Below are 24020 nucleotides of genomic sequence, written 5' to 3' on the forward strand. Positions count from 1 at the left end.
CCCGCACCGGGTACCGTCCCCCTCGCGTCCGGTTGTGCCGTTCGCGAGGGGGACCTGACCGCGCGGGTGCGGCCCGTGGTTGGTGGGGCCAGCGCGGGATCAGTCCTCGGGCAGCTCTACCGGGGCGATCTCCTCGTACAGGTCGCCGGGGCCGGGGTTGGTGGTGTCGGACTTGCCACCGAAGTGGTGCATGACCCCCCACACCGCGTTGAGGGCGGTCTGCACCGCGCCCTCCGCCCAGCCGGCGGTCCAGGAGATGTCATCGCCGGCCAGGAAGATGCCCCGCTTGTCCTCGGGGAGGCGGTCCTGCATGAAGTGGGTGAACAGCCTCCGCTGGTAGCGGTAGTGGCCCGGCAGGTTCGCCTTGAAGGCGCCCATGAAGTAGGGCTCGTTCTCCCAGGAGACGGTGACCGGATTACCGATGACGTGGCTGCGGATGTCCACCTTGGGGTAGATCTCGCCGAGGGACTTCAGCATGACCTCCATCCGCTCGTTCGCGGACAGTGGCAGCCACTTGAGGCTGTCGTCGCACCAGGTGTAGGAGAGACAGATCACGGCCGGCTTGTCCGGGCCGTTGTCCAGCAGGTAGGTGCCGCGGGTCATCCGGTCGGTGAGCGTCATCGACATCACGTCACGGCCGGTCTCCTCGTCCTTGTCCAGCCAGAACGGCCGGTCGACCGGGACGAAGAGCTTGGAGGACTCCATGTAGTGGGTGCGCTCGATCGCCGTCCAGTGGTCGATCGGGAAGAGCGAGTCATCGCAGGCGATCTTGGACAGCAGCATCCAGGACTGGGCGGTGAAGATCGCCGCACGGTAGGTGCGGATGTCACCGGAGGAGTCGGTCACCGTGATGCGGTTTCCCGCGGTGCGGTGCAACCGGGTCACGGCCGGGCGCGGGGCACCGTCCTCGTGGAGGGTCGCGAGAGAGGTGCCCTGGGCCCAGTGGACGATCTTCTCGGGCTCGCGCTCCCACAGGCGCAGCGGCAGCTGCTGGGATCCGCCGACGATGCCGCGGTGGTGGTCGTCGGCCTCGGTGTAGACGACGCGCAGGATCTCCAGGATGGAGTTGGGGAAGTCGGTGTCCCAACCGCCGGTACCGAAACCGACCTGCCCGAAGATCTCACGGTGGCGGAAGGACTTGAAGGACTGCGACTCGCAGAGGAAGCCGTAGAAGGTCTGGTTGTCCAGCTTCTCGACGAGCTTGGCCCAGATCTCCCGGATCCGCGGAACGTCGCGCTCCCGCATGGCCGTGTTCATGTCCGAGAAGTCGGCGCCCTCTTCCAGGCAGGCGTTCCACGCGGCGGCCACGTCGCGGTAGACCTGCGGCAGGTCGGCGATGGTCTCGGCGTAGTGGGTCTCACCCTTGAGGTCGACCACGGTGGAGGGGGTGGCTTCGGCCAGCGGGTTCGGGAAGGGCTCCGTGACCAGGCCCACCAGGTCGATGTAGTGCTGGAGCGCCGTGGAGGACGGCGGGAAACGCATGGCGCCCATTTCGGCGGTCAGGTCGCCCTCGGTGCCCTCGAAGCCGACGGTGCGCAGTCGCCCGCCGATCTGGTCCGCCTCGTAGACGACCGGCTTCAGCCCCATCTTCATCAGCTCGTACGCGGAGATGATGCCGGACAGACCGCCGCCGATGACCGCGACCTCGGCTCCGTGCTCGGTGGCCGGGATCTGACCCAGGCCGGCCGGGTGAGCGAGGAAGTCGTCATACGCATAGGGGAAGTCCGGCCCGAACATGGTGATCGGCGGCTGGCCGTCGGCGTGCGGGACGGCGGTGGGGACCGTGGACGTCATGGGTCGGACTCCTTGCGCGGTAAGGCTCAAAACAGGGGGCGGGAGGCGGGGCTCCCGGCGGACGGGCCGGGCGGGTCGGATCAGATGAGCGAGGCGTACAAGCCCGGCCTCCGGTCCCGCAGGTACGGGTTGTGCTCACGGGAAGCAGCGAGCAGCACCGGGTCGACCTCGCCGTAGACCAACTCCTCGCCGCGACCGGCGCGGGCGCGGGTGGCACCGTCCGGACTGGCCAGGCAGCTCAGCCCGACGAACTCGAACTCCGCTTCGGGACCGGTGCGGTTGACATACGCGATGTACATCTGGTTCTCGAAGGCGCGGACCGGCACCATCTGTTCGGCGACGAACTGGAAGGGGTGCATCTGCGCGGTGGGCACCAGCAGCAGGTCCGTTCCGGCGAGCGCGTGCGAGCGCACGTTCTCCGGGAACTCCACGTCGTAGCAGATCAGGATGCCGATGCGGAGGCCGTCGAGTTCGGCCTGGACGACCGTGGCCTCGCCGGGGGTGAACTGTTCCTGCTCGTAGCAGCCGAAGAGATGGGTCTTGCGGTAGTTCGCCAGCGCCCGCCCCTCGCGGTCCACCAACTGCGCGGAGTTGTGGACGGCTCCGGTCACCGGGTCCCGCTCCGGGTAGCCGTACAGGACGGCGAGTCCGTGGCGACGGGCGAGGTCCGCGACGGTTTGTGCGGAAGGTCCGTCGGCAGGCTCGGCGAGCGTCGCCACCTGCTCACCGAGGGCGTAGCCGGTGAGGAACAGCTCGGAGGTCACCAGCAGCCCAGCACCCGCTTGCGCGGCGCGCGCGGCGGCCTCGTCCAGCGCCTTCAGGTTGTCGGCGACCTGGCCGAGCCGTCCGGAGCTCTGGAGGAGGGCGGTGCGCAGCGGCATGGCGGGACCTCGGCAGTCGCGTGGTGGGGTGAGAGGTGACCTTTAGACGGTACGTTTCGTGGTTCTCCACGGACAAGGCGCCACCGTTGCGCGGCGACGCTCGATTCGTTGCGTGTTGGTCGAGCCCCGCGGCGATTCATTGCGTGGCATTGGTGATCTTCCCTCGCATTCCGTCGCCCACCTGCACGAACGGCCCCCGCAGGGGCCGTTCGCAGGGACGTGCTGGGGCGGGCTTGGGGCGCCCTGGCCTCCATCGCGTACCCGCCGGGAAACCGGACCGGTCCGCGCCGAAGACGCGGCGAGGTGCCGTGGCCGTCGTCGTGCGCCCGCCGGGGACCTAAGGGCTCGGCCTTAGGTGGGCGCGCCGGAGGAGAAACGGCGCAGCAGCGGGGAGAGCACCAGGACGGACTTGGTCCGCTCGACGAAGGGTTCCCCGGCGATCCGCTCCAGGACCCGCTCGAAGTGGCGCATGTCGGAGGCGAAGACCTGCACGACGGCGTCCGCGTCACCCGTGACGGTGGACGCGGACACCACCTCGGGGTACCGCTCCAGCCCCCGCCGGATGTCGTCCGGCGAGGTGTTGTGGCGGCAGTAGATCTCGACGAACCCCTCGGTCTCCCAGCCCATGGCCGCCGGATCCACCCGGACGGTGAAGCCTGTGATGGCGCCTTCGGACCGCAGCCGGTCCACCCGCCGTTTCACGGCGGGTGCGGACAGGCCCACCTCGGAGCCGATGTCCGCGTAGGAGCGGCGGGCGTCCTCGGCGAGGGCGTGCACGATGCGTTCGTCGAGATCGTTCAGTCGCACTGCGGGTGGATCACTTCTCTGCTGAGGCCACCTCTGCCGTGGCCAGACGGGAGCGGCGGATGCCGTAAAGGAAGTAGAACACGAGGCCCGCGATCATCCAGCCGCCGAAGACCATCCAGGTGGCGAGCGGCAGGCCCCACATGTTGTAGAGGCAGGCGACGAACCCGAGGATCGGCGTGACGGGGAAGAGCATCACCTTGAAGGTGCGGTTCATCTCCGGGCGCCGATAGCGCAGGATGACCACGGCGACGTTCACCAGAGCGAAGGCAAAGAGAGTGCCGATGCTGGTGGCGTTGGCCAGTTCACCCAGCGGGATGAACGCGGCCAGCGTGCCGCAGAACAATGAGACGATGATCACGTTGGCGCGGGGGGCGCCGGTGCGAGGATTCACCTTGGCGAACACCTTGGGCACCAGTCCGTCCCGGGACATCGCGAAGAGGATGCGGGTCTGGCCGTAGAGGACGGCGAAGACCACGGAGGCGATGGCCACCACGGCTCCGGCGGCCAGGACCACACCCCAGAAGCTGTGGCCGGTGACGTCCTTCATGATCTGTGCGAGCGCCGCCTCGGTCCCCTCGAAGTCCTGCCAGGGCATGGCGCCGACGGCGACCAGGGCCACCAGGCAGTAGAGGACGGTGACGATGCCCAGGGAGAGCATGATCGCCCGCGGTAGGTCCCGCTTGGGGTTCTTGGCTTCCTCACCAGCGGTGGAGGCGGCGTCGAAGCCGATGTAGGAGAAGAACAGCGTGGCCGCGGCGGCGTTGATGCCGGTCATGCCCAGGGGGGCCAGGGGGGCGTAGTTGCCCGCCTTGATGCCCATGACGCCGATGCCGATGAAGAGCAGCAGGGTCACGATCTTCACAACGACCATGATCGTGTTGACCCGGGCGCTCTCCTTGGCCCCGCGTACCAGGAAGAGCATCGCCAGCAGGACGACGACCAGCGCCGGCAGGTTCACGAACCCGCCCTCGCCCAGGGGGGCGGAGATCCCTTCGGGGATGGTCAGGCCGATCGTGCCGTCCAGCAGTTCGTTGAGGTACTCGCCCCAGCCGACCGCCACCGCGGCCACGGAGACACCGTACTCAAGGACCAGACACCAGCCGCAGACCCAGGCGATGAGCTCACCCATGGTGGCGTAGGCATAGGAGTAGGAGGACCCGGACACCGGGATGGAACCGGCCAGCTCCGCGTACGAGAGGGCGGAGAACAGTGCGGTCAGACCTGCGATGACGAAGGAGATCGCCACCGCCGGGCCGGCCAGCGGGGTGGCCTCGCCCAACACGACGAAGATTCCGGTGCCCAGGGTGGCGCCGATGCTGATCATCGTCAGCTGCCACATCGTGAGCGAGCGCCGCAGTGTGCCGCCCTCGCCCTGGCCTCCCTCCGCGACCAACTGCTCCACCGGCTTGCGGCGCAGCAACGGACTGCCCGATCGGCGGGCTCCGCCGTCCGGCTGGGGGGCGACGGGCGGCGCTTGGCCTTGGTCCAACACCGGGGACTCCTTCTCACTGCGGGGATTCGACAGGCAGCGACCGGGCGGTCCGTGAGCAGGCGAGGGCCAGGCATGGCCGAGGCAGGGGGGACCGCCGAGCAGGCGGTCGCGCCACTCCACGTACGAGGAGTGAGCCTATGAGCTGTCTCCCGCGCCCGTAATGCACCAACCTTGCGCATACGCGCGTGATCATTGCGCGCAACCGGAACAGATGGGTGTTTGTTGCGCATCAATGATCGATCGGTGCACAGCGGCCCCACCGGGCCTTGGCCACGGCCACCCAGGGACCAGCGGCACCACACCGGTGAACGGCGCGGTGTGGACCCGTACGTCACCGGGCAGCAGCCTGGAGCCGGGCCTGGACGGGGCGGCGGGGCGGACTGCGGAGGCGAGCGGTGAGCGCACGGGGCGAGGAACACGACCGGAACGAGAGCGACCACCACGGGCAGGGATGGCAGGACCCGGCGCCCTACCTGCGCGGGGTGGCCTGGCTGGACCAGGGCCGACCGGTGCGCGCCGATCCCGCCGACCTTGCCCGACTGCCCTGGGACACCGGGGAACGGGCCGCCCTGCCCATCGGAGTGCGCCTGGAGTTCGCCACCGAGACCGCCCACGCGGTGGAGATCCGCTATCGGGCAGCCCCGCCCGGGCCCACCGACGGGCTACGCGGCCTCGCCCACGTCTTCACCCTGTGGAACAGCGCCGGAGTGCTCAACGAGGTGTGCGTCGACCCCGCGGGCCAGGCCAGTGTCCGAATCGACCTGCCACCGGGCCGGGGACCCTACATCGTGCACCCACCGCAGGCCCGGTCGCCGCAGCTGCTGGGCGTGCGCGCGGTGGGTGGCGCGCTGGCCCCGGCACCCCGCGGACCTCGCTGGGTGGTCCACGGGGACTCCATCACGGAGGGCTGGTGGTCCACCCGCCCCGCCCACGGGTGGACCGCCGTGGCCGGGCGGGCGCTCGGCTGGGACACCGTCAACCTCGGCTACGCGGGCGGCGCCCGCGGCGAACTCGCCCTCGCGGAACAGCTGGCGAGACTCCCCGCCGACGTCCTCACTCTCGCCTGGGGAACCAACTGCTGGTCCCAGAGCCCCAGTTCCGCCGGCCTGATGTACGAGACGACCCGGGCCTTCCTCGAAATAGTGCGACAGGGCCACCCCGACACCCCCCTCCTGGTGCTCTCCCCGCTGCTGCGTCCGGAAGCCGAAGACACTCCCAACCGCCTGGGGGCCGGCCTTGGGGCCCTGCGCGATGCGATGGAACGCGCCGTCAACGACCGGGCTGCCACCGGCGACCGCGCACTCGCCCTGCTCCCCGGCCGTGACCTGCTGGAACCCGATCACCTCGCTGACGGCCTACACCCCAACGACGCCGGCCACGCCGTGCTCGGCAAGTCGGTCACCGATGCGCTGCGCACGCTCACCGCGCCCTCGCCGCGCCCCGGGCCCACCGGGCGCCCTCGTGCCGCCTGATGAGCAGGACCCGAAAGCGGTACGCGGCACACGCCCCCGCTTCAGCAACCGTCGGAGCGTACGCCCGCCCGGTACTTGGGCAGCCGCACCGTGACCTTCATCCCGGCTCCGACCGCCGTCTCCACGACCAGTCCGAAATCGTCCCCGTACACCTGACGCAGCCGCTCATCGACATTGGGCAGCCCGACGCCCGAGGTCGCGGTCGGCGCCTGACCGGCCAGGATGCGGCGCAACAACGCGGGGTCCATCCCGACCCCGTTGTCGTCGATGGTGACGACCGCCTCCGCGCCCGCGTCCCGGGCCGCGATGGTGATCCGGCAACCGTGGCGGGAGTCCTCCAGCCCGTGCTTGACGGCGTTCTCCACCAGGGGCTGAAGGCACAGGAACGGCAGTGCCACCGGCAGCACCTCGGGGGCCACCTGCAAGGTCACCGTGAGTCGGTCGCCGAAGCGCGCCCCGGCCAGCGCCAGGTACTGCTCGATGGAGCGCAGTTCCTCGGCCAAGGTGGTGAAGTCCCCGTGCTTGCGGAACGAGTAGCGGGTGAAGTCAGCGAATTCCAGCAGCAGTTCACGGGCCCGCTCGGGGTCGGTACGCACGAAGGACGCGATCGCCGCCAGCGAGTTGAAGATGAAGTGAGGCGAGATCTGAGCCCGCAGCGCCCGGATCTCCGCCTCCATCAGCCGGGTCCTGGAACGGTCCAGCTCGGAGAGCTCCAACTGCACCGACACCCACCGTGCCACTTCCGTGGCCGCCCTCGCCAGCACCGCCGATTCCCGCGATCCATAGGCGACGAGCGCGCCCAGTACCCCTTCCTCCCCCGTCAGTGGGGCGATGACCACCCAGCGCAGGGTGCAGCTCGGGTCCAGGCAGCGAGCCGCCAGGTTCTCGCTGCGCCCGGTCTCCAACAGGGCCGCCACCTTCGCCATCACCTCCCCCGCGTGGTGGGCCGCACCGGGGCCGTCCCAGGCGAGCACCGTTTCCCGGTCGGTCAGACACAGCGCCTCGGTGCCCAGGAGGGACCGCAGCCGTCCGGCCGCCTTGCCGGCTGCCTCCCCGGTGAGTCCACCCCGCAGCGAAGGCGCGGCGAGCGAAGCCGTGTGCAGCGTGTGGAAAGTGGCCCTCTCCACCGGGGTTCCCAGGTCGGCACCGGCCCCCTCGTCTGGGCAGTGATGGCGGCGGCCCAGCACGAATCCGAGCCCCAGGAGGAGGGCGCCGACAGTGAGTGCCGCGACCAGCGCCCCCGTCACCGCTCCGCCCCTCGGTCCGAGGCGAAGCCCTCCGGCAGGTGCAGCCTGGCCAGCGTGGCAGCCGTGCCCGCCGGTATGCGGGAACGGGTGGCGAGGGAGACCAGCACCATGGTGCTGAAGCCGAGGGGCACCGACCACACCGCGGGCCAGGCCAGCAGCGTGTGTGTCCACCCCGTCGGAGCGAGACCCGCCCGGGTGGCCATCACGGCTCCCAGCGCTGCGCCGCCCCCGCCCAGCAGTCCGGCGACGGCGCCGGGCGCGGTGAGTCCGCGCCACCAGATGCCAAGCACCAGCAGGGGGCAGAAGGAGGAGGCGGAGACGGCGAAGGCGAGCCCCACCGCGTCCGCGACGGGCACTTCGGTGGCCACCACGCTTCCAGCCAACGGCACGAGCATGGCGAACGCCACGGCCGCCCGGAAGGCGCCCACCCCCAACGCGCCCGCGCCGAGGGGCAGCCTGCGCCCGCCCGGCGCGCGTAGGACGTCCTGGTGCAGCACCCCCGCCACCGCCATCGTCACCCCGGAGGCGGTGGACAGGAAGGCCGCGAAGGCCCCACCGGCCAGCAGTGCGCCGAGGAGGTCACCGAGGGCCCCGCCGAGTATCCGATCGGGTAACACCAGCACCGCGGCGTCGGCCTCCTTGGTGAGGGAGAGTTCCGGGACGTAGATCCGGCCGAGCGCACCGTACACGGGCGGAAGCAGGTAGAAGCCACCGACCAGGGCGAGGACCACCAAGGTGGTACGGCGCGCGGCCCGGCCGTTCGGGCTGGTGTAGAAGCGCACCGCCACATGGGGCAGGCCCATGGTGCCGAGGAACGTGGCCAGGATCAGCCCGTAGGTTTCGTAGAGACGGTGGCCCTCACGGGTGGCCGGCAACTGCTCGGACAGGCTGGAGCCGCTCTCGGTGGGGCCGGGCCCGGTGGCGGGCACCGCTGCTCCGGCGGGGAAGCTGAGGGTGGTCCCGCTCCGGACCAGGTGGGACCCGGGTGCGAGCCGGACCGGCTCTCCCTGGTGTTCCGTCGCGTCCACGCGTCCGAGAACGCCCACCGTCAGGGGTTGTTCGAGCGTGATGCTGACGGAGTCGGCCATGCGTACGGTGGTGTGCTGGCGGAAGGCGGCGGGTGCGTCGAACCCGGCTCTGGGGGCGCCGTCGGCACACCAGGCCGCGATCAGGAAGAAGGCGGGCACCAGGAGGGCAGTGAGTTTGAGCCAGTACTGGAACGCCTGGACGAAAGTGATGCTGCGCATGCCGCCGGCGGCCACCGTCGCGGTCACCACCAGTGCCACCACCAGCCCACCCACCCAGCGTGGCGCCCCTGTCAGGACCTCCAAGGTGAGTCCTGCGCCCTGGAGTTGGGGCAGCAGGTAGAGCCATCCCACGCCGACGACGAAGATCCCGGCGAGACGGCGCACCAGAGATGATTCCAGCCGGTCTTCGGCGAAGTCTGGAAGGGTGTAGGCACCCGAGCGCCGCAACGGGGCGGCCACCAGTACCAGCAGGACCAGGTACCCCGCGGTGTAGCCGACCGGGTACCAGAGCATTTCGGGTCCCTGGACGAGCACCAGGCCCGCGATGCCGAGGAAGGAGGCCGCGGAGAGGTACTCGCCGCTGATGGCAGCCGCGTTCAACCGTGGCCTGACGGTGCGTGAGGCCACGTAGAAGTCGGAGGTGGTGCGGGATATCCGCAGCCCGAGCGCGCCCACCAGGACGGTGGCCACGACGACCGCGGTGACCGCGGTCAGCGCGTACGTCTGGTTCACCGGCGCGTCCTCGGGCGTGAACTGAAGGGTGACGGGAGTCTACGCACTGGCGGGCCGCCGTTGCGGAGACGGGGGGCGGAGCTCCGGCCGCCCCGCGGTGCGGCCACGACCAGGACCTCAGCCGGTGGCCCGCCTCATCAGCAGGTCCCGGAGTTCACGGGCGTGGCGCCGGCTGACGGTGAGATCGGCCCCGCCGACCCGGACGGTAGTGGCTCCGGAATCCATTCGCAGCTCTTCGATCCGGTTCAGTGCGACCAGGTGGCGGCGGTGGATGCGCAGGAAGCCCCGTGCGGACCAGCGCTCCTCCAGTGTGGACAGCGCGATGCGGACCAAGTGGCTGCCTTCCTCGGTGTGCAGGCGCGCGTAGTCACCCTGGGCCTCGGCATGGAGGATGTCGCCGATCGGGAGGAAGCGGGTCACCCCACCGAGTTCGACGGCGATCTGCTCCGCCCCTGCGTCCTGACCCGGGCCCCCCGGGGGTCCCGACGTCGAGGTCGACCGGGTCGACACGGCAGCCGCCGGCTGGGCGGAGCTGCGGGCGAGTTCCACCAGGTGGCCGGCCCGCCGTACGGCTTCCGCCAGCCGCTGGGGGCGGACCGGCTTGAGGACGTAGTCGACGGCCTTGAGGTCGAAGGCCTGGACCGCGAAGCCTTCGTGGGCGGTGACAAAGACGATCAGCGGCGGTCGGGCGAAACCGGCAAGCAGCCTGGCGATGTCGAGACCGGTCAGACCGGCCATGTGGATGTCGAGGAAGACCACGTCGATGGCCTCCTCCTCGTCCGGCCCGGCATCCAGGGCCCGGGTGATGCGACGGAGCGCGTCGGTGGCGTCCGTGGCACCCTGCGCACTGCGCACCCGCGGATCGGCGCGCAACAGGTAGAGGAGTTCCTCCAGTAGGGGCCTCTCGTCGTCAACCGCCAGTACGCGCAACATGGTTCGGAGTGTAGGGGCCGCTCTAGGACGGCAGACGGGCTTGCCGTGATCCGCGGCCGTTCCGGCCGGGCTGCGGACGAGTTGACCACCAGCCCGGCCGGATTCGTCGAGCCGGCGAGGGCGCCGACCCCGCGGTGACCGGGCCGACGCACCCCCACCTCGGCACCGGTCAGTCGGTGCAACCGGGAACCGGCTCGATACTGCCCGAACAGTTGGTGGGCTGGTTTCCCTTGATGACGGTCTTGCCCGTGACAACGACGGGCACCAGGCTCATCACGCCGCCGGGCTTCAGGTCCGAGAAGTTCTCCGTGATGCGGGTGTCGGCGAGGGTGATCGAGCCGTCCTCGACCTGCAACCCACCGGCGGTGGCGCCGGAGCCGACAGCTCGGTTCCTGGTGATCGTGGTTCGCCGGATGACCACTTCGCCGGCCTCGTTGACGTAGATTCCGCCACCGCGGGCGTTGGTGGCCACGTTCGCCTCGATGTACGTGTCCTCGATCAGCGCGTTCCCTTCCACGTAGAGGCCTCCGCCGTAACTGTCGGCGTTGTTGTCGCGGATCTTGGCGTCCTTCATCGTGAGCGTTCCCGAACCCTTGTTGATGAGGGCACCACCGTCGTCTGCGGCAAGGTTTCGCAGGAAAGCGGTGCGCAGGACGCGAAGGTCGGTGTCGAGGTTGTAGATGGCTCCGCCGGACTCGCCCTCGGAACGGTTGTCGCTGAAGAGGCTGTCCTTGATGACGGCCTGCGCCCCTTGGTGCAGGGCGCCACCGGTGTTGGTGGCGGTGTTGTGCGTCAGCTTCGACTTCGTGACGGCCAGTTCCGCACCCGGCGCGTTGAAGACGGCACCACCGTCGTAGGCGACGTTCTGGGAGAGGGTGCTGTTCTCGATGACGGCGACGCCGTGGTTGTAGAGGGCGCCACCACTTTGCGTCGTCGTGTCCGCGACCGTGTTGCCGGTCAGGTTGACCCGGTCGAGCCCCACTCGTCCGCCCTGCTGCACGAAGATGCCACCACCGCCGTCCAGCCCGGGTTCATCCGCGCACTCGCCTCCCGACACGGTGAGCTGGCGGAGCTCCAGTTTTCCACCGTCGGCGACCGTGAAGATGCCGAACGCCTCGGCGGTGTCCCTTCGCAGAAGCGTGGCGTGAGCGCCGTGAATGGTGATCGGCGCGGTGACGGTGGGCAGCCCACTGCCTCCCTGCGCAGCCTCGTCCAGCACGTAGGTGCACTTCTTGGACAGAGCGAGGTGGCCGCCCCCGGTTTCGTTGAGCTCGGTGATCGCGTCGATGAGGGCGTCGGTCTCGCACGGGATCCGGGTGGCGCTCTGTTCGTTGCCGCCGGACGCGCCCAGGCGATGCGCATGCGATCCGGCCGACGACGACAGGGCCGTCGCCTCCACGCTCGGGGCGGCGGTGAGGACCGCGGCGAGAAGGAGGGACCAACGGGCTCTCGGCGAACGAGTAGGTGACCGCAGGAGCGAAGCCGTGCGAGGCGTGGGCTCCGTATCAGTGGGCAGAGGAGGCACGATCAAGTTCCTTTCCCAGTATGTTCCGGTTTGGGAAGTTATCGCGAGCTCGTCGCCGTCACACTCAGGCGAGCGCCTTCGGCCGGGGCGTGTCGACTCCGGACCGGGGCTCGACTTCCGGGTCTCTGGTGTGCGGTGACACCCCCTCACCCGCTTGCGCCGCCATACGAGCTGGCCGCCACCTTGGGCATACGCAGGCCCGCGCGGTCCTGGGGGGACCGCGCGGGCCTGCGTGCCGAGCTGCGAGCGGGCCGCTAACCGGCGACGCCGACGAGCTTGCCGGCCGGAGAGACGGCGTACCAGGTGCCGCCCAGCCCTTGGCCGTTGGTGTCGCCAGGCTTCTTGTCGCCGGAGAAGGTGTACACGGGCCAGCAGTTGATGGACTGCTGCTTGAGTCCGTCCGGACGGTCCAGAACCTGGTAGTTCTTCTCCGTGATGCCGCGGGTGTCGTTCTGCGGGACCGGGGGCACCACCGGCCACTTCTTGACGCAGTCGCCCGCACACTTGGAGACCATCGGCCACTGCGTGTCCGGCTTGAAGCGGTACACGGTCATGCCCGCGCCATCGATCACGATCTCACCGAGCTCAGGATCCTTGCGCACGGAGAGACCGGGCAGATCAGCGGGGACCGCTGCGGACTCCACCGGCTGCTGCTCCGCCTCGGCCGCCCCCCGGTCGGCCGCCTTCTTGCCGTCCGGAGCCGCGGCGAACCACACGCCACCCACCCCCTGCCCCTTCTGGTCGCCCGGCTGGGTGTCTTTGGCGTAGCGGTACATCGGCCAGCCGGCCACCGTGAGCTGCTTACTGCCGTCCGCGCGCTGCACCTCGCCCAACAGGGCGGAATCGACGCCCTCCGGAGCCTGCGCGCCACCCGCCGGCACCGGCGGCCACGTCGTCGCACAGTCGCCCTCGCAGGAGGACTTCGGCGGCTCGGCGCTGCCCTTGTCGAAGCGGTAGAGGGTGAGGCCAGCGACGTCGGTGAGGACGCGGCCGAGCTCACCATCGGTCCGGATCCCCAGCCGGCCCTCGGCGCCCGCGGCCGGTTGGGCGTCGGCTGCGGCTCCCACCGTGTCACTTGCGGCCGCGTCTCCCTTGACCTCTCCGCAGCCGGTGGCCGCCAGTGCGATGACCGCGACGGCCGCCGCGACGGAGGCTCCCCGAAACGTGCCCATGATCTCTCCCCGGTGTTCGTTTCCCCGTGTTTCCTGCCGCTCGGGCGCCAGGCATGGGAAGACACGGGGGTGCGCACAGGGATGTTCGACCCCGATTCTGTGAGGTGGGTCACATGCCCGGATGTCACGTCGCGCGGCGGCCGGGTAGTATCCAGCGGTAAGGCAGGTTCGCTGCCTGGCACTGAGCCCCCGTCGGGTCGTACCGACTCCCCCACCTTTGGAGGAGTACACGTAAGCGGGGGTCCTTCGTTGTGCCTACGTGGTAGTGACCTGCACCGCATCGCGTGAAAATGTGTGGTTTATGCGTTTCCTTGAGCCCGGCACCGGTCGCCACGTAGACACCCCCTCGGTCCCCTACGACCTGACGTACGACGATGTGTTCATGGTGCCGAGCCGCTCAGCGGTCGGCTCCCGGCAGGGCGTCGACCTGTCCGCCCCGGACGGCACGGGTACCACGATCCCGCTGGTCGTCGCCAACATGACGGCAATCGCAGGCCGCCGGATGGCGGAGACGGTCGCCCGCCGCGGCGGGCTCGTGGTGATCCCCCAGGACATCCCGATCGAGGTCATCACCGAGGTGATCTCCTGGGTCAAGGGTCGCCACCACGTCCTCGACACACCGATCACGCTGTCGCCCTCCCAGACCGTCGCCGACGCCCTGTCGCTGCTGCCCAAGCGCGCCCACGGCGCAGGGGTGGTCGTCGACGCCGACCAGCGTCCCATCGGCGTGGTCACCGAGCACGACCTGAACGGCGTGGACCGTTTCACCCAGCTGTCCGAGGTGATGTCGCGCGAACTTCTGCTCATCAAGGCCGACATCGACCCGCGGGATGCCTTCACCCAGCTCGACGCCGGCCACCGCAAGCTCGCCCCCGCCGTCGACGAGGAGGGCCGACTCGTCGGCATCCTGACGCGCAAGGGCGCCCTGCGCGCGACCCTGTACACCCCCGCCGTGGACGCCAACGGCCGGCTGCGGATCGCGGCGGCCGTCGGCATCAACGGCGACGTGGCGGGCAAGGCCAAGCAGCTCCTCGACGCCGGCGTGGACACCCTCGTCATCGACACGGCCCACGGCCACCAGGAATCGATGATCAACGCCATCAAGTTGGTGCGCGCCCTCGACCCGCAGGTCCCCATCGTCGCCGGCAACATCGTCGCCGCCGAGGGCGTCAAGGACCTCATCGACGCCGGAGCGGACATCATCAAGGTGGGTGTCGGCCCCGGCGCCATGTGCACCACCCGCATGATGACCGGCGTGGGCCGCCCGCAGTTCTCCGCGGTGCTCGAATGCGCCGCGGAGGCGAAGAAGTACGGCAAGCACGTCTGGGCAGACGGCGGGGTCCGGCACCCGCGCGACGTGGCGATGGCCCTGGCCGCCGGAGCGTCCAACGTGATGGTCGGCTCCTGGTTCGCTGGGACGTACGAGTCGCCGGGCGACCTCCAGCAGTCCGCCGACGGCCGCCTCTACAAGGAGTCCTTCGGCATGGCCTCCGCCCGTGCCGTGCGCAACCGCACCTCGGAGGAGTCCGCGTACGACCGTGCCCGCAAGGCCCTGTTCGAAGAGGGCATCTCCACCTCGCGGATGTTCCTCGACCCGGCCCGCCCGGGCGTCGAGGACCTCATCGACTCGATCATCGCGGGCGTCCGGTCCTCCTGCACCTACGCGGGGGCCGGCTCCCTGGCGGAGTTCCAGGAGAAGGCCGTCGTCGGCGTTCAGTCCGCCTCGGGCTACGCCGAGGGCAAGCCGCTGCACGCCAGCTGGAGCTGAAACGGAGGCCGGGAGGGGCGCCGCTCCCTCCCGGCCACCGGCTCCCGGCGCTACGAACCGCTGTCGGCGACCACCACGACCAGCGGCGTGCGGGTTCCGCGCCAGAAGTCCACAGCTGCGTCCAGCACCTCCTGCACCACGTCCCACTCGGCCGGCCGCGCTTTCGCATAGGGAAGCCAGGAACACACGGCCAGCACCCGGCCGCCGTCTGCGGGCAGCCAGGACGGGTCCCTGAGGCAGTCGGCCAGCGCGTCCCAGTTGTGGCCGAACCAGTCCGGCAGGTGCAACGCCACCGAACTCCGCCGCATGAACGCCGTCTTGTCGGCGACCCCTGCCAGGTCGAGCACGGCCGTCGTCCAACCCGCGGCCCTCGCCGCGGCCAGCGCGGGACCCAGCACCAGGCCGTCCGGCCAGTGCAGGACCGCGGGCGGCCGGTGCCCCTGAAGGACGGCCGTCAACGGCCCGGCCCCGAGGCCCTTGTCGTCTTCGGTCAACGCAGCACCGCCCTGAAGCTCTCGTAGTGGTCGTCGGTGTAGTAGACCTCCCCCGCCCGCCCGGTCACCAGCCGCCGTGCGCCCCGGCTGCCCTCCGCCGGGGTGGGCACGGTGTACTCGCGGTAGTGGCCGCGCGGTTGCTTCGGCAACAGCCGCTCGAAGTTCCCGAAGACGGTGCCGTCCTGCCGGTACGGGTAGGGGCCGCCGGCCTCGATCAGCTCCAGGGTGTGCCGGGCCTGCGCCGGTAGTGCACCGACCCGTACGGTCGCCATCCCCCTGGCCCAACCGGGGGTCTGCTGGGCGACAGCCGTCCGGGTGGCACCCGGGGTCTCGGCGGTCGTGCCACGACCGCCGGTGCAGGCCGACAGGGCCAGGAGCACGCTGAGGAACACGGCCCCCAGCGTGCGCAGGGGAATGCGGCCCGGCCGCTGCGAACGCATGCCGCCGATGCTTCCAAAGAACGCCGACCGACGCTAACCGAGCGCACGACGGGCTCATCGGGGTAGGGATGGCCGGTGTGGAGACGTCATCGCAGCAGTGGCCCGATCGAGCCGACGAGCAGGAGGCGGCCTGGACGGCGGAGGCGCAACGAGCGCGCTCACAGGCCGGCCGGCTGGCCGCGGAGGGTGTGCACGCCCTGGCCCTGACCGTCGTCGACAACGCCGGCATCACCAGGGTCAAGGCAGTCCCGGTGTCCCGGTTGCCCCAGGTCCTCGCCCGCGGAGCGGGCCTGTCACCCGTCTTCGACGTGTACCTGGTGGACGATTCGACGACGGAGAGCCCCTACGTCGGAGGCCCGGACGGCGACCTGCGCCTCTTCCCCGACCTGGACCGACTCACCGTACTGGCCGGCCAGCCCGGCTGGGCCTGGGCGCCCGCGGACCGGTACGACCAGCAGGGTGCACCCGCGCCCTGCTGTCAGCGGCTGTTCGCCCGCCGGATGGTGGACCGGGCCGCCACCCGGGACGGGCTGGAACTACTCATGGGCCTCGAGACCGAGTGGACGGTGGTGACCGGGGCCGACGAGCCCGGCACCGCGCCCCGGTACGCCGGCCCCGGCCCCGCCTACGGGATGGCCCGGGTCAGTGAACTCTCCGACTACCTGGTGCAGGTGCTGACGGCCCTACGGGATCAGGGTGTGGAGGTGCTCCAGATCCACCCGGAGTACTCACCCGGCCAGTTCGAGGTGTCCGTCGCCCCTTCCGACCCGGTGGGCGCGGCCGATCTCGCCGTGCTGGTGCGCGAGACGATCCGGGCCGTATCGGTGCGCCACGGGCTGACCGCACTCTTTGGACCTGTGGTGCACGCCGGCGACGTGGGCAACGGCGCACACCTGCACCTGAGCCTGTGGCGTGCCGGGGTCAACCTGTGCCGCGGCGGGCCGGGGCCGGCGGGGATGACCGAGGAGTGCGAGGCATTCCTGGCGGGCGTGCTGCGCGAGCTGCCCGCCCTGCTCGCCCTGGGCGCCCCCACCCCGGCGAGCTATCTGCGGCTGGAGCCCTCGCGCTGGGCGGGCGTGTTCACCTGTTGGGGGGTGGAGAACAGGGAGGCGGCCGTACGCTTCGTACCCGGCCCCGCAGACGACCCGGTGGCGGCGAACGCCGAGGTCAAACCGTTCGACGCGGCAGCCAACCCGTACCTGGTGACGGGCTCGGTGATCGCGGCGGGCCTGGCGGGGATGGCCGACGGCCTGAAGCTGCCCCTGCCGGTGGCCGGCGATCCGGTGCGGGCGGCCGACGCCGGCAGCCTGCGGCTGCCCGCCTCCCTGGCGCAGTCCCTGGAAGCCTTCCGCAACTCCGCGGTCCTGCGCGAAGCCCTGGGCGATCCACTGTTCGAAGCGGTGGCGGCGGTGCGGGCCGGCGAGGTCGAGCTGTTCGCGGGCGCCGACCCGCAGGAGATCGCCGATGCCACTCGGGGCAGGTACTGAGATGGCCCTCGAAGCACATGGAGCCGGCTGGGAGCTGCCGCCGCTGCTCGACCAGCACTGCCACGGGGTGGCGCGCCGGCCGCTGAGCCGCTCCGGATTCGAGCACTTCCTCACCGAGGCGGACGCCCCGCCGGCGCCCGGGACCAGCTACTTCGACACCCAGCTCGGCTTCGCCGTGCGCCGCTGGTGCGCGCCGGTGCTCGACCTGGAGCCGCACTGCCCGCCGGCTCGCTATCTCGAACGGCGCACCGAACTGGGACCGCGGGAGGTGACCCGCCGGATGCTCGCGAGTTGCGGGATCACCGAGTTCCTGGTGGACACGGGGCTGGCCGGAGACCTGACTTCGCCCTCGGAACTGGCCTATCTGGCCACCGCACCATCGGCGGGTGGCGGCCAGGCGGCACGAGCCCGGGAGATCGTGCGGCTGGAGTCGCTCGCCGAAGGGGCGGCGGACGCAACGGACTCCCCCGAGGAGTTCCTGACCCGACTCCAGGACGAGATCGACCTGGCCGCCCGGACCGCGGCCGGCTTCAAGTCGGTCGCCGCCTACCGTCACGGTCTGGACCTGCCGCCTGAGCCACCGACTCCGGCGGAGTTGGGTTGCGCGGCGTTCCGCTGGCTGGACCGGCGACCGCCCGGCGGCCGGCTCAGGGACCCGTTCCTGCTGCGTCATCTGTGGTGGTCGGCGGTACGTACTGGCCTCCCGCTCCAGCTGCACACCGGTTTCGGAGACCCGGACCTCCGGCTGCACCGCAGCGATCCGTTGCTGCTGACGGACTTCGTGCGGGCGGTCGCCCCGACGGGCTGTCCGCTGGTACTGCTGCACGGCTATCCGTACCACCGCGGCGCCGCATACTTGGCCGCGGTCTACCCGCACGTGTACGCAGACCTCGGACTCACCCTCAGCCATGCGGCAGCGCGCGCCGGAGCGGTCCTGGGCGAGCTGTTGGAGCTCGTGCCGTTCGGCAAACTGCTCTTCTCCACCGACGCGTACGGGCTGCCGGAGCTCTATCTGGTGGGGGCGCGCGCCTTCGGGCAGGCCCTGGCGGAGCTCCTGGGCGACTGGGTCACCGGTAACGCCTGGTCCCCGGCGGACGCGGACCGGGTGGCCGCACTGATCTGCGCGGAGAACGCACGGCGCATCTACGGTTGAGGGGCCCTGCCGGTCAGCGTCCGCTGACCTCGTGGCTGTCGGGGTCGGCGCGCTCCAGGGCGGGCCGGGGGCCCGGCTCGGACTCGGTGAGCAGGTAGTCGGCCGCAGAGGTGTCCGTGACCAGGCTGGTTACCAGACCGGACCTGAGGACGGCGCCGATCGCCGAGGCCTTGCGCAGTCCGCCGGCGATGGCCACGACCTCGGGGATGCGGCGCAGCCGCTCGGCCTCGACGGTGATGCAGCGCTCGCCGAGGTCGCGGCCTACCCGCCGCCCCTGCTTGTCGAACAGATGCGCGGACATCTCGGCGGCAACACCGAGCGAGGCGTAGTGCGCGCGTTCCTCGTCGGTCAGCATGTCGTGCACGGTGGAAATGCCCGGCTCCCAGGAACCGATCGACACCGCGGCCACGGTGACCTTGTCGAAGTACTCGAATGCCCGGGCGATGCCGGTCTGGCTGCGCAGCGCGGCTGCCGTGGCCGGGTCGGGAAGCAGCATCGGCGCGTAGATCGGGTGGGCGTCCCCGCCCGAGACCTGGGCCGCCCGCCGGACCGCCTCCACCGAGCCGCGCTCGGCGGTGCCCGCGTCGTACACACCGGTCAGCTGGACGACGGTGCACGGCGGCAGCCGGTGCAGCGCCGCCGCCATGTGGATGGTGGAGCGCCCCCAGGCGAGGCCGAGCACATCGCCCTCGGTGACGAGCTCACCGAGCAGGTCGGCAGCGACAGCACCCAGGTTCTCCGGATCGGCGCCCTCCCCCTCCAGGTCGACCTCCTCCGCAGGGGACTCCACGACGACGGCGTGCCGCAGCCCGTACCGGGAACGCAGCGCGTCGGACCGCTCGGCGTCCAGCTCGGCCGGAACTCGGATCTCGATCCGTACCAGATCGCATTCCAGGGCGGTTTCCAGGACCCGGGCCACCTTGAAACGGCTCACGCCGAACTCCTCGGCGATCTGGATCTTGGATTTGCCCTCCAGGTAGAAGCGGCGGGCCATGGCCGCCGCCTGCACCAGCTCCGCGGGTCCCATCCGCAGGGCTGACCGTCCCGCCGACATAGCAGACACCGCGCTCTCCTCACTGCTGTTCACATTCTCGACTCGCCGTTCATCCTGTCAGATCCGGCGGGCCGTGATCGGTCCGGACGGACGCTGTTCACCGAGCCGTCCCCTGGAAACCTTCCCGGTCGCCGTCTCCATCACGGCCGGTACGGGCCCGGCACGCCGGATCAATGGGCGCAGGCCCACGGCGCGGCGGAGATCGCCGCGTCCGCCTGCTCTCGCAGCGTCCGCACGGCAGCCGCCGGATCCACCGCGCCGTAGACCGCGGAACCGGCCACGAACACGTCAGCGCCGGCCTCCGCGCAACGCTCGATGGTGCTGGCGGAGACTCCGCCGTCGACCTGAAGCCACAGCTCAAGACCGTGCTTGGAGATCAGCTCACGGGTGCGGCGGATCTTGGGGAGCATGACGTCGAGAAAGGGCTGACCGCCGAACCCGGGCTCGACCGTCATGATCAACAACATGTCCAGCTCGGGGAGGATGTCCTCGAACTGCTCAACGGGCGTCGCCGGCTTGAGGGCCATCGCCGCCCGGGCCCCCTTCGCCCGGATCTCCCTCGCCAGCCGCACCGGGGCACCGGCCGCCTCGGCGTGGAAGGTCACCGAACCCGCCCCCGCCTCGATGTACTGCGGCGCCCAGCGGTCCGGGTCCTCGATCATGAGGTGCAGGTCCAGCGGGATGTCCGTGGCCCTGCTGAGCGACTCGACGACCGGCACGCCGAGGGTCAGGTTGGGCACGAAATGGTTGTCCATGACATCGACATGCAGCCAGTCGGCTCCGGCGACGGCCTTGGCCTCCTCCGCGAGTCGGGAGAAGTCCGCGGACAGGATGCTGGGGTTGATCTGAACGGCCATGCCCCAAGCCTGCCATGCCCGGGGCCCCGCGCTCGCCCCGCACCCTGCCCCGGTGTGCGCCCCGGGTCCCGCGTCGCCCCCGAACCGCCCGAAGCGCGGCTTTCAGTCGCTTTGCCCACCAGGGACCTGCCCGCACATCGCCGGATCCGTCGTCGTGCCCGCAGCGCCCTGCTCAGGCGGTGCGCCGCAGCAGGGCGAGGTACATCGCGTCGGTGCCGTGCAGGTGCGGCCAGAGCTGTACGTCGGGGCCCTCCCCGAGCGCCGGGACGCCCTGCATCAGCGGACGGGCATCCACCCACTCGGCCAGCACCGGTCGCTCGCTCCCCCGCCCCCGAAGCACGTCCTCGACGACGACACGGGTCTCCGCCAGGTGCGGGGAACAGGTGGCGTAGCCCACCACTCCGCCGACCCGCACCGCCGAGAGCGCCTCGCGTAGCAGGGCCCGCTGCAATGGGGCGAAACCGTCCAAATCTTCCGGACGCCGGCGCCAGCGAGCCTCGGGCCGCCGCCGCAGCGCCCCCAGCCCGGTGCAGGGGACGTCCACGAGAACCCGGTCGAAGGAGCCCGGCATCCACGGCGGACGGGTACCGTCCGCCGCGATCACCTGGTACGGGCCCGGGTTGCCTTCCAGGGCCCGCTCGACCAGGCGCGCCCGGTGCGGTTGCTTCTCAGAAGCAAGCAGGAAGGCCCCGCGCTGCGCGGCGAGCGCCGCCAACAAGGCCGCCTTGCCGCCGGGGCCTGCGCAACCGTCCAGCCAGCGCTCGTCGCGTCCCTCCAGGGGGGCGTCGGCCAGGGCCAGCGCGACCAGTTGGCTGCCCTCGTCCTGAACACCCGCGCGGCCCTCCCGGACGGCCTCGATGGCCCCGGGCTCGCCGCCTTCTGCGAGCCGGACCGCGTAGGGGGACCAACGGCCCGGCAGGGTGCGGTCCTCCCCGACAGCCCGACGCAGTTCCTCGGCGCCGACCTTGCCCGGCCGCGCGACCAAAGTGACCTCGGGGCGCTCGTTGTCGGCCTCCAGCAGGTCCTCGATGCCGGCCCGCGGGCCGCCCAGGGAGTCCCACAGGGCGGAGACGACCCAGCGGGGGTGGGAGTGGACGACGGCGAGGTGCTCCTCCGCGTCCTGCTCGTAGGGCGGGGCGATCTTCGCCAACCAACCCTCCAGGTCATCGGCCGCGATCTTCCGAAGCACGGCGTTGACGAACTTGGCCCGGCCATCACCCAGCACCACCCGGGCCAGTTCCACGCTGGCGGAAACCGCGGCGTGACTGGGGATGCGGGTGGCCAGCAGTTGGTGGGCGCCGAGGGCGAGGACGTCGAGCACGGGTGGATCCACCTCGCGCAGCGGCCGGTCGATGCAAGCGGAGATGATCGCGTCGTAGGTGCCCTGCCGGCGCAGGGTTCCATAGACCAACTCGGTCGCCAGGGCCGCATCCCGCGCCTCGAAGGTCCCGCCCTTGGCTCCCGCGGCCTCACGGGCCTTGCGGAGCAACGGCGGGAGCACCAAGTTGGCGTACGCGTCTCGCTCGTCGACGGCCCGCAACGCCTCGAACGCGAGGATGCGGACCGGGTCCTTCTTCGGGCGCCGGTAGGCCTTGGCCTGCCTGGCGCCCTGCTGCGCGGTGGGACGGCGACGAGGCTGGTCGTTCACGTGGAAGGTGCTCCGCTGGGGTGAAGGGGTGCGAACGGTGGTGCGGGGCCGGCCCGAAGGGCTCGGCGGATGGCCGTCACGGGGCGGCCCCGTGAGGTCGGGGCGTCGGGCCCGGTTTCAGGATAGGCCGGCTCAGGTGGCGGCGGTGAACCGCTCACCGGAGGCGATGCGGACCCCGCGGGCCCAGTCGGCCGCCCTCATCGGCTTCTTGCCCTGGGGCTGCACCCAGAGCAGTTCCGCCGCGTGCGAACCGGTGCCCACATGGACGCTGTTCTTCGCCGCGGCCAACTCGCCCGGGTGGAGGTCGGAGCGCTCCGGCACCAGCGCCAGCGCGATCACTTTGAGGCGCTCGCCACGGAAGACCGTCCAGGCGCCCGGCGCGGGCGTGCAACCGCGCACCACGCGGTCGGCACGCAGCGCGGGCGCGCTCCAGTCGATCTCCGCGTCGGCAACGGTGATCTTCGGTGCGAGGGACACCCCGTCCACGGACTGCGGCTCGGCCCGCAGCGTGCCGTCCTCGATGCCGTCCATGGTCGCGGTGAGCAGACCGGCGCCGGCGAAGGCCAGACGGGTCAGCAGGTCACCGCTGGTGTCCGTGGACCGAACCTGCTCGGTCAGCACTCCGTAGACCGGGCCGGAGTCCAGCCCCTCCTCGATGAGGAACGTGGAGGCGCCGGTCATCTCGTCGCCGGCGAGGATCGCGTGCTGCACGGGGGCCGCGCCCCGCCAGGCGGGCAACAGCGAGAAGTGCAGGTTCACCCAACCACGGGTGGGGATGTCCAGGGCGGTCTTGGGCAGGATGGCGCCGTACGCCACGACCGGGCAGCAGTCGGGTCCGATCTCACGCAGCCGGGCGAGGAAGTCCTCCTCGCGGGGTCGGCGCGGCTTGAGTACCTCGATGCCGGCTTCCTCGGCGCGCTGCGCGACGGGGCTGGCGACCAGGCGCCGCCCGCGGCCGGCCGGCGCATCGGGGCGGGTGACGACGGCGGCGACCTCGTGGCGACCGGATGCGATCAGGGCGTCCAGGGCGGGAACGGCCACCTCGGGGGTGCCCGCGAAGACGAGCTTCACTGGAGTCTTACCTCGCAATCTCGGCGTTCCGGCGCCGTATCCGACAAGCAGCACACCAGTCTAAGGGCTGCCCCGCGATCCCCCGATGGGCGCCAGACGCCGGGCGTCGCGCCCACCGGCGTCCCCGGGCCACTGAACACCGTTGGTCCTCAAGGCGCCCCTCTCCTTGCGGTGCACGGCCTCTGACGCCCCGTGGCAAACCGAGGCGGACGACGGCCTCCGGGTGGGTGGCGCCAGGTCGAAGCCCTGCCGGGGCGTACACGTCCTGGTGCGCCTCCTGCATATTCCGACACGCCCCCATAGCGTGACCACTTCACCTGCTGGCGCGTTGGTCAAGTGAGATTGACCAAAACGGGCTGCATGGCGTGGGTCGTTCCTTTCGGAACGACCCACTGCGGTCCGGTTCCGTTATCGCCGGTTCGAGAGGCTTACTCATGGCCGACCACGCCACCCACGACGCCCAAGCGCGGGCCAGCCTGCACCTCCTGGTGCGGGACATCGAGCGGGTTCGCCGGCAGGTGGATGCTTTGCGCACCCTCACCGCCCAACTCGGCAACGTCTACCGTCCGCGCCGCTCCGGGCCCTCCACGGGCTTCGTCGTCTACGGCCGGGCCCCCGCGCCCACCGTGCGTCTGGCCCAGGAACTGCGGGACAGCGTCGAGACCCTGGTCACCGCCGCGGTCGACTTCGACCGCTCGCTCGGCTTCTCCTGGGACGCGGTGGGTTCGGCACTGGGGGTCACCAAGCAAGCGGTACACCGCCGCTACGGCGCGCGGCGGACGCAGCCGGGGACGGGAGAGGCCGCGGAGACACCGGCCGAGGCCGTGTCCCGACCGGTGGGCATCCACTCGGTCCCGGCTGCCCGTTCGATGCCGCCGCAGCCCTCCTCCGGCTCACAGGGGACGCGCGAGGAGACGCCGGTGCCTGCCCGTACCGGGTCCTTCCCCGGACCGCGCAACGGATGA

General features: G+C 71.0%; 20 protein-coding genes. 5 read left to right on the plus strand and 15 right to left on the minus strand.

Annotated elements, in window-relative coordinates; translation table 11 throughout:
- Positions 1-99: 99 nt before the first annotated feature.
- From ACFYMC_RS06790 to ACFYMC_RS06805, 4 genes are all read right to left on the minus strand, one after another.
- Positions 100-1794, minus strand: coding sequence for a flavin monoamine oxidase family protein (locus ACFYMC_RS06790; protein WP_388519888.1), 1695 nt, complete (start codon positions 1792-1794; stop codon positions 100-102).
- Positions 1795-1874: 80 nt separating this feature from the next.
- Positions 1875-2675, minus strand: coding sequence for a carbon-nitrogen hydrolase family protein (locus ACFYMC_RS06795; RefSeq protein WP_388519890.1), 801 nt, complete (start codon positions 2673-2675; stop codon positions 1875-1877).
- Positions 2676-3026: 351 nt separating this feature from the next.
- Entirely contained in the window at positions 3027-3482 is a 456-nt protein-coding gene (locus tag ACFYMC_RS06800; RefSeq protein ID WP_388519893.1) for an Lrp/AsnC family transcriptional regulator, read from the minus strand.
- A 10-nt stretch (positions 3483-3492) separates the two neighbouring features.
- Positions 3493-4974, minus strand: a complete 1482-nt coding sequence (locus tag ACFYMC_RS06805) for an amino acid permease (RefSeq protein ID WP_388519896.1) — start codon at positions 4972-4974, stop codon at positions 3493-3495.
- 395 nt (positions 4975-5369) lie between these two features.
- Between ACFYMC_RS06805 and ACFYMC_RS06810 the strand changes: the two genes are divergently transcribed.
- Positions 5370-6446: a GDSL-type esterase/lipase family protein gene (locus tag ACFYMC_RS06810; protein ID WP_388519899.1), complete on the plus strand. Its 1077-nt coding sequence runs from the start codon at positions 5370-5372 to the stop codon at positions 6444-6446.
- Between the two features lie 41 nt (positions 6447-6487).
- Here the strand turns inward: ACFYMC_RS06810 and ACFYMC_RS06815 are convergent, their stop codons facing one another.
- From ACFYMC_RS06815 to ACFYMC_RS06835, 5 genes are all read right to left on the minus strand, one after another.
- Positions 6488-7693 (minus strand): sensor histidine kinase, encoded by a 1206-nt coding sequence (locus ACFYMC_RS06815; RefSeq protein WP_388519902.1) that lies wholly within the window; start codon positions 7691-7693, stop codon positions 6488-6490.
- Positions 7690-9453 carry a cation acetate symporter gene (locus ACFYMC_RS06820; protein WP_388519905.1) on the minus strand — a complete coding sequence of 588 codons (1764 nt, stop codon included), beginning with the start codon at positions 9451-9453 and terminating at the stop codon, positions 7690-7692. The genes ACFYMC_RS06815 and ACFYMC_RS06820 overlap by 4 nt, the downstream gene beginning before the upstream one ends.
- A gap of 117 nt (positions 9454-9570) precedes the next feature.
- Positions 9571-10386, minus strand: a complete 816-nt coding sequence (locus ACFYMC_RS06825) for a LytR/AlgR family response regulator transcription factor (RefSeq protein ID WP_388519908.1) — start codon at positions 10384-10386, stop codon at positions 9571-9573.
- Between the two features lie 169 nt (positions 10387-10555).
- Positions 10556-11911 carry a right-handed parallel beta-helix repeat-containing protein gene (locus ACFYMC_RS06830; RefSeq protein WP_388519911.1) on the minus strand — a complete coding sequence of 452 codons (1356 nt, stop codon included), beginning with the start codon at positions 11909-11911 and terminating at the stop codon, positions 10556-10558.
- 254 nt (positions 11912-12165) lie between these two features.
- Positions 12166-13083, minus strand: a complete 918-nt coding sequence (locus ACFYMC_RS06835; protein ID WP_388519914.1) for an SCO0930 family lipoprotein — start codon at positions 13081-13083, stop codon at positions 12166-12168.
- Positions 13084-13384: 301 nt separating this feature from the next.
- Here ACFYMC_RS06835 and ACFYMC_RS06840 point away from each other — a divergent pair, with 301 nt between their 5' ends.
- Complete coding sequence (locus tag ACFYMC_RS06840) at positions 13385-14851, plus strand: GuaB1 family IMP dehydrogenase-related protein (protein ID WP_388519916.1); 1467 nt, start codon at positions 13385-13387, stop codon at positions 14849-14851.
- A gap of 50 nt (positions 14852-14901) precedes the next feature.
- On the opposite strand, the gene ACFYMC_RS06845 is transcribed toward ACFYMC_RS06840, so the two are convergent.
- The gene (locus ACFYMC_RS06845; protein ID WP_388519919.1) at positions 14902-15345 is read right to left on the minus strand and encodes a barstar family protein; all 444 of its coding nucleotides are present in this window, start codon (positions 15343-15345) and stop codon (positions 14902-14904) included.
- A complete protein-coding gene (locus ACFYMC_RS06850) occupies positions 15342-15785 on the minus strand; it encodes a ribonuclease domain-containing protein (protein ID WP_388519921.1) in 444 nt (147 codons plus the stop codon). The genes ACFYMC_RS06845 and ACFYMC_RS06850 overlap by 4 nt, the downstream gene beginning before the upstream one ends.
- Before the next feature lie 173 nt (positions 15786-15958).
- Here ACFYMC_RS06850 and ACFYMC_RS06855 point away from each other — a divergent pair, with 173 nt between their 5' ends.
- On the plus strand, positions 15959-17272 hold the full coding sequence (locus ACFYMC_RS06855) for a glutamine synthetase (RefSeq protein WP_388520364.1): 1314 nt from the start codon (positions 15959-15961) through the stop codon (positions 17270-17272).
- 1 nt (position 17273) lies between these two features.
- Positions 17274-18425 carry an amidohydrolase family protein gene (locus ACFYMC_RS06860; protein ID WP_388519924.1) on the plus strand — a complete coding sequence of 384 codons (1152 nt, stop codon included), beginning with the start codon at positions 17274-17276 and terminating at the stop codon, positions 18423-18425.
- A gap of 13 nt (positions 18426-18438) precedes the next feature.
- Here the strand turns inward: ACFYMC_RS06860 and ACFYMC_RS06865 are convergent, their stop codons facing one another.
- From ACFYMC_RS06865 to fmt, 4 genes are all read right to left on the minus strand, one after another.
- Positions 18439-19512, minus strand: coding sequence for a sugar-binding transcriptional regulator (locus ACFYMC_RS06865; RefSeq protein WP_388519927.1), 1074 nt, complete (start codon positions 19510-19512; stop codon positions 18439-18441).
- Between the two features lie 137 nt (positions 19513-19649).
- The gene (rpe, locus tag ACFYMC_RS06870; protein WP_388519930.1) at positions 19650-20336 is read right to left on the minus strand and encodes a ribulose-phosphate 3-epimerase; all 687 of its coding nucleotides are present in this window, start codon (positions 20334-20336) and stop codon (positions 19650-19652) included.
- 172 nt (positions 20337-20508) lie between these two features.
- Positions 20509-21984 carry an RsmB/NOP family class I SAM-dependent RNA methyltransferase gene (locus tag ACFYMC_RS06875; RefSeq protein WP_388519933.1) on the minus strand — a complete coding sequence of 492 codons (1476 nt, stop codon included), beginning with the start codon at positions 21982-21984 and terminating at the stop codon, positions 20509-20511.
- A 132-nt stretch (positions 21985-22116) separates the two neighbouring features.
- Positions 22117-23055 (minus strand): methionyl-tRNA formyltransferase, encoded by a 939-nt coding sequence (gene fmt / locus ACFYMC_RS06880; RefSeq protein ID WP_388519936.1) that lies wholly within the window; start codon positions 23053-23055, stop codon positions 22117-22119.
- A 434-nt stretch (positions 23056-23489) separates the two neighbouring features.
- On the opposite strand from fmt, the gene ACFYMC_RS06885 reads away from it, so the two are divergent.
- Entirely contained in the window at positions 23490-24020 is a 531-nt protein-coding gene (locus tag ACFYMC_RS06885; RefSeq protein WP_388519938.1) for a hypothetical protein, read from the plus strand.

This window comes from Streptomyces sp. NPDC006879 (assembly GCF_042869595.1).
Classification (GTDB): domain Bacteria; phylum Actinomycetota; class Actinomycetes; order Streptomycetales; family Streptomycetaceae; genus Streptomyces.

Excerpts from the sequence above, each read along its gene's own strand:
- ACFYMC_RS06850 (WP_388519921.1), bottom strand. The coding sequence starts at position 15,785 with ATGCGTTCGCAGCGGCCGGGCCGCATTCCCCTGCGCACGCTGGGGGCC.
- ACFYMC_RS06840 (WP_388519916.1), top strand. The coding sequence starts at position 13,385 with ATGCGTTTCCTTGAGCCCGGCACCGGTCGCCACGTAGACACCCCCTCG.
- ACFYMC_RS06795 (WP_388519890.1), bottom strand. The coding sequence starts at position 2,675 with ATGCCGCTGCGCACCGCCCTCCTCCAGAGCTCCGGACGGCTCGGCCAG.
- rpe (WP_388519930.1), bottom strand. The coding sequence starts at position 20,336 with ATGGCCGTTCAGATCAACCCCAGCATCCTGTCCGCGGACTTCTCCCGA.
- ACFYMC_RS06885 (WP_388519938.1), top strand. The coding sequence starts at position 23,490 with ATGGCCGACCACGCCACCCACGACGCCCAAGCGCGGGCCAGCCTGCAC.
- ACFYMC_RS06825 (WP_388519908.1), bottom strand. The coding sequence starts at position 10,386 with ATGTTGCGCGTACTGGCGGTTGACGACGAGAGGCCCCTACTGGAGGAA.
- ACFYMC_RS06835 (WP_388519914.1), bottom strand. The coding sequence starts at position 13,083 with ATGGGCACGTTTCGGGGAGCCTCCGTCGCGGCGGCCGTCGCGGTCATC.
- ACFYMC_RS06860 (WP_388519924.1), top strand. The coding sequence starts at position 17,274 with ATGGCCCTCGAAGCACATGGAGCCGGCTGGGAGCTGCCGCCGCTGCTC.
- ACFYMC_RS06790 (WP_388519888.1), bottom strand. The coding sequence starts at position 1,794 with ATGACGTCCACGGTCCCCACCGCCGTCCCGCACGCCGACGGCCAGCCG.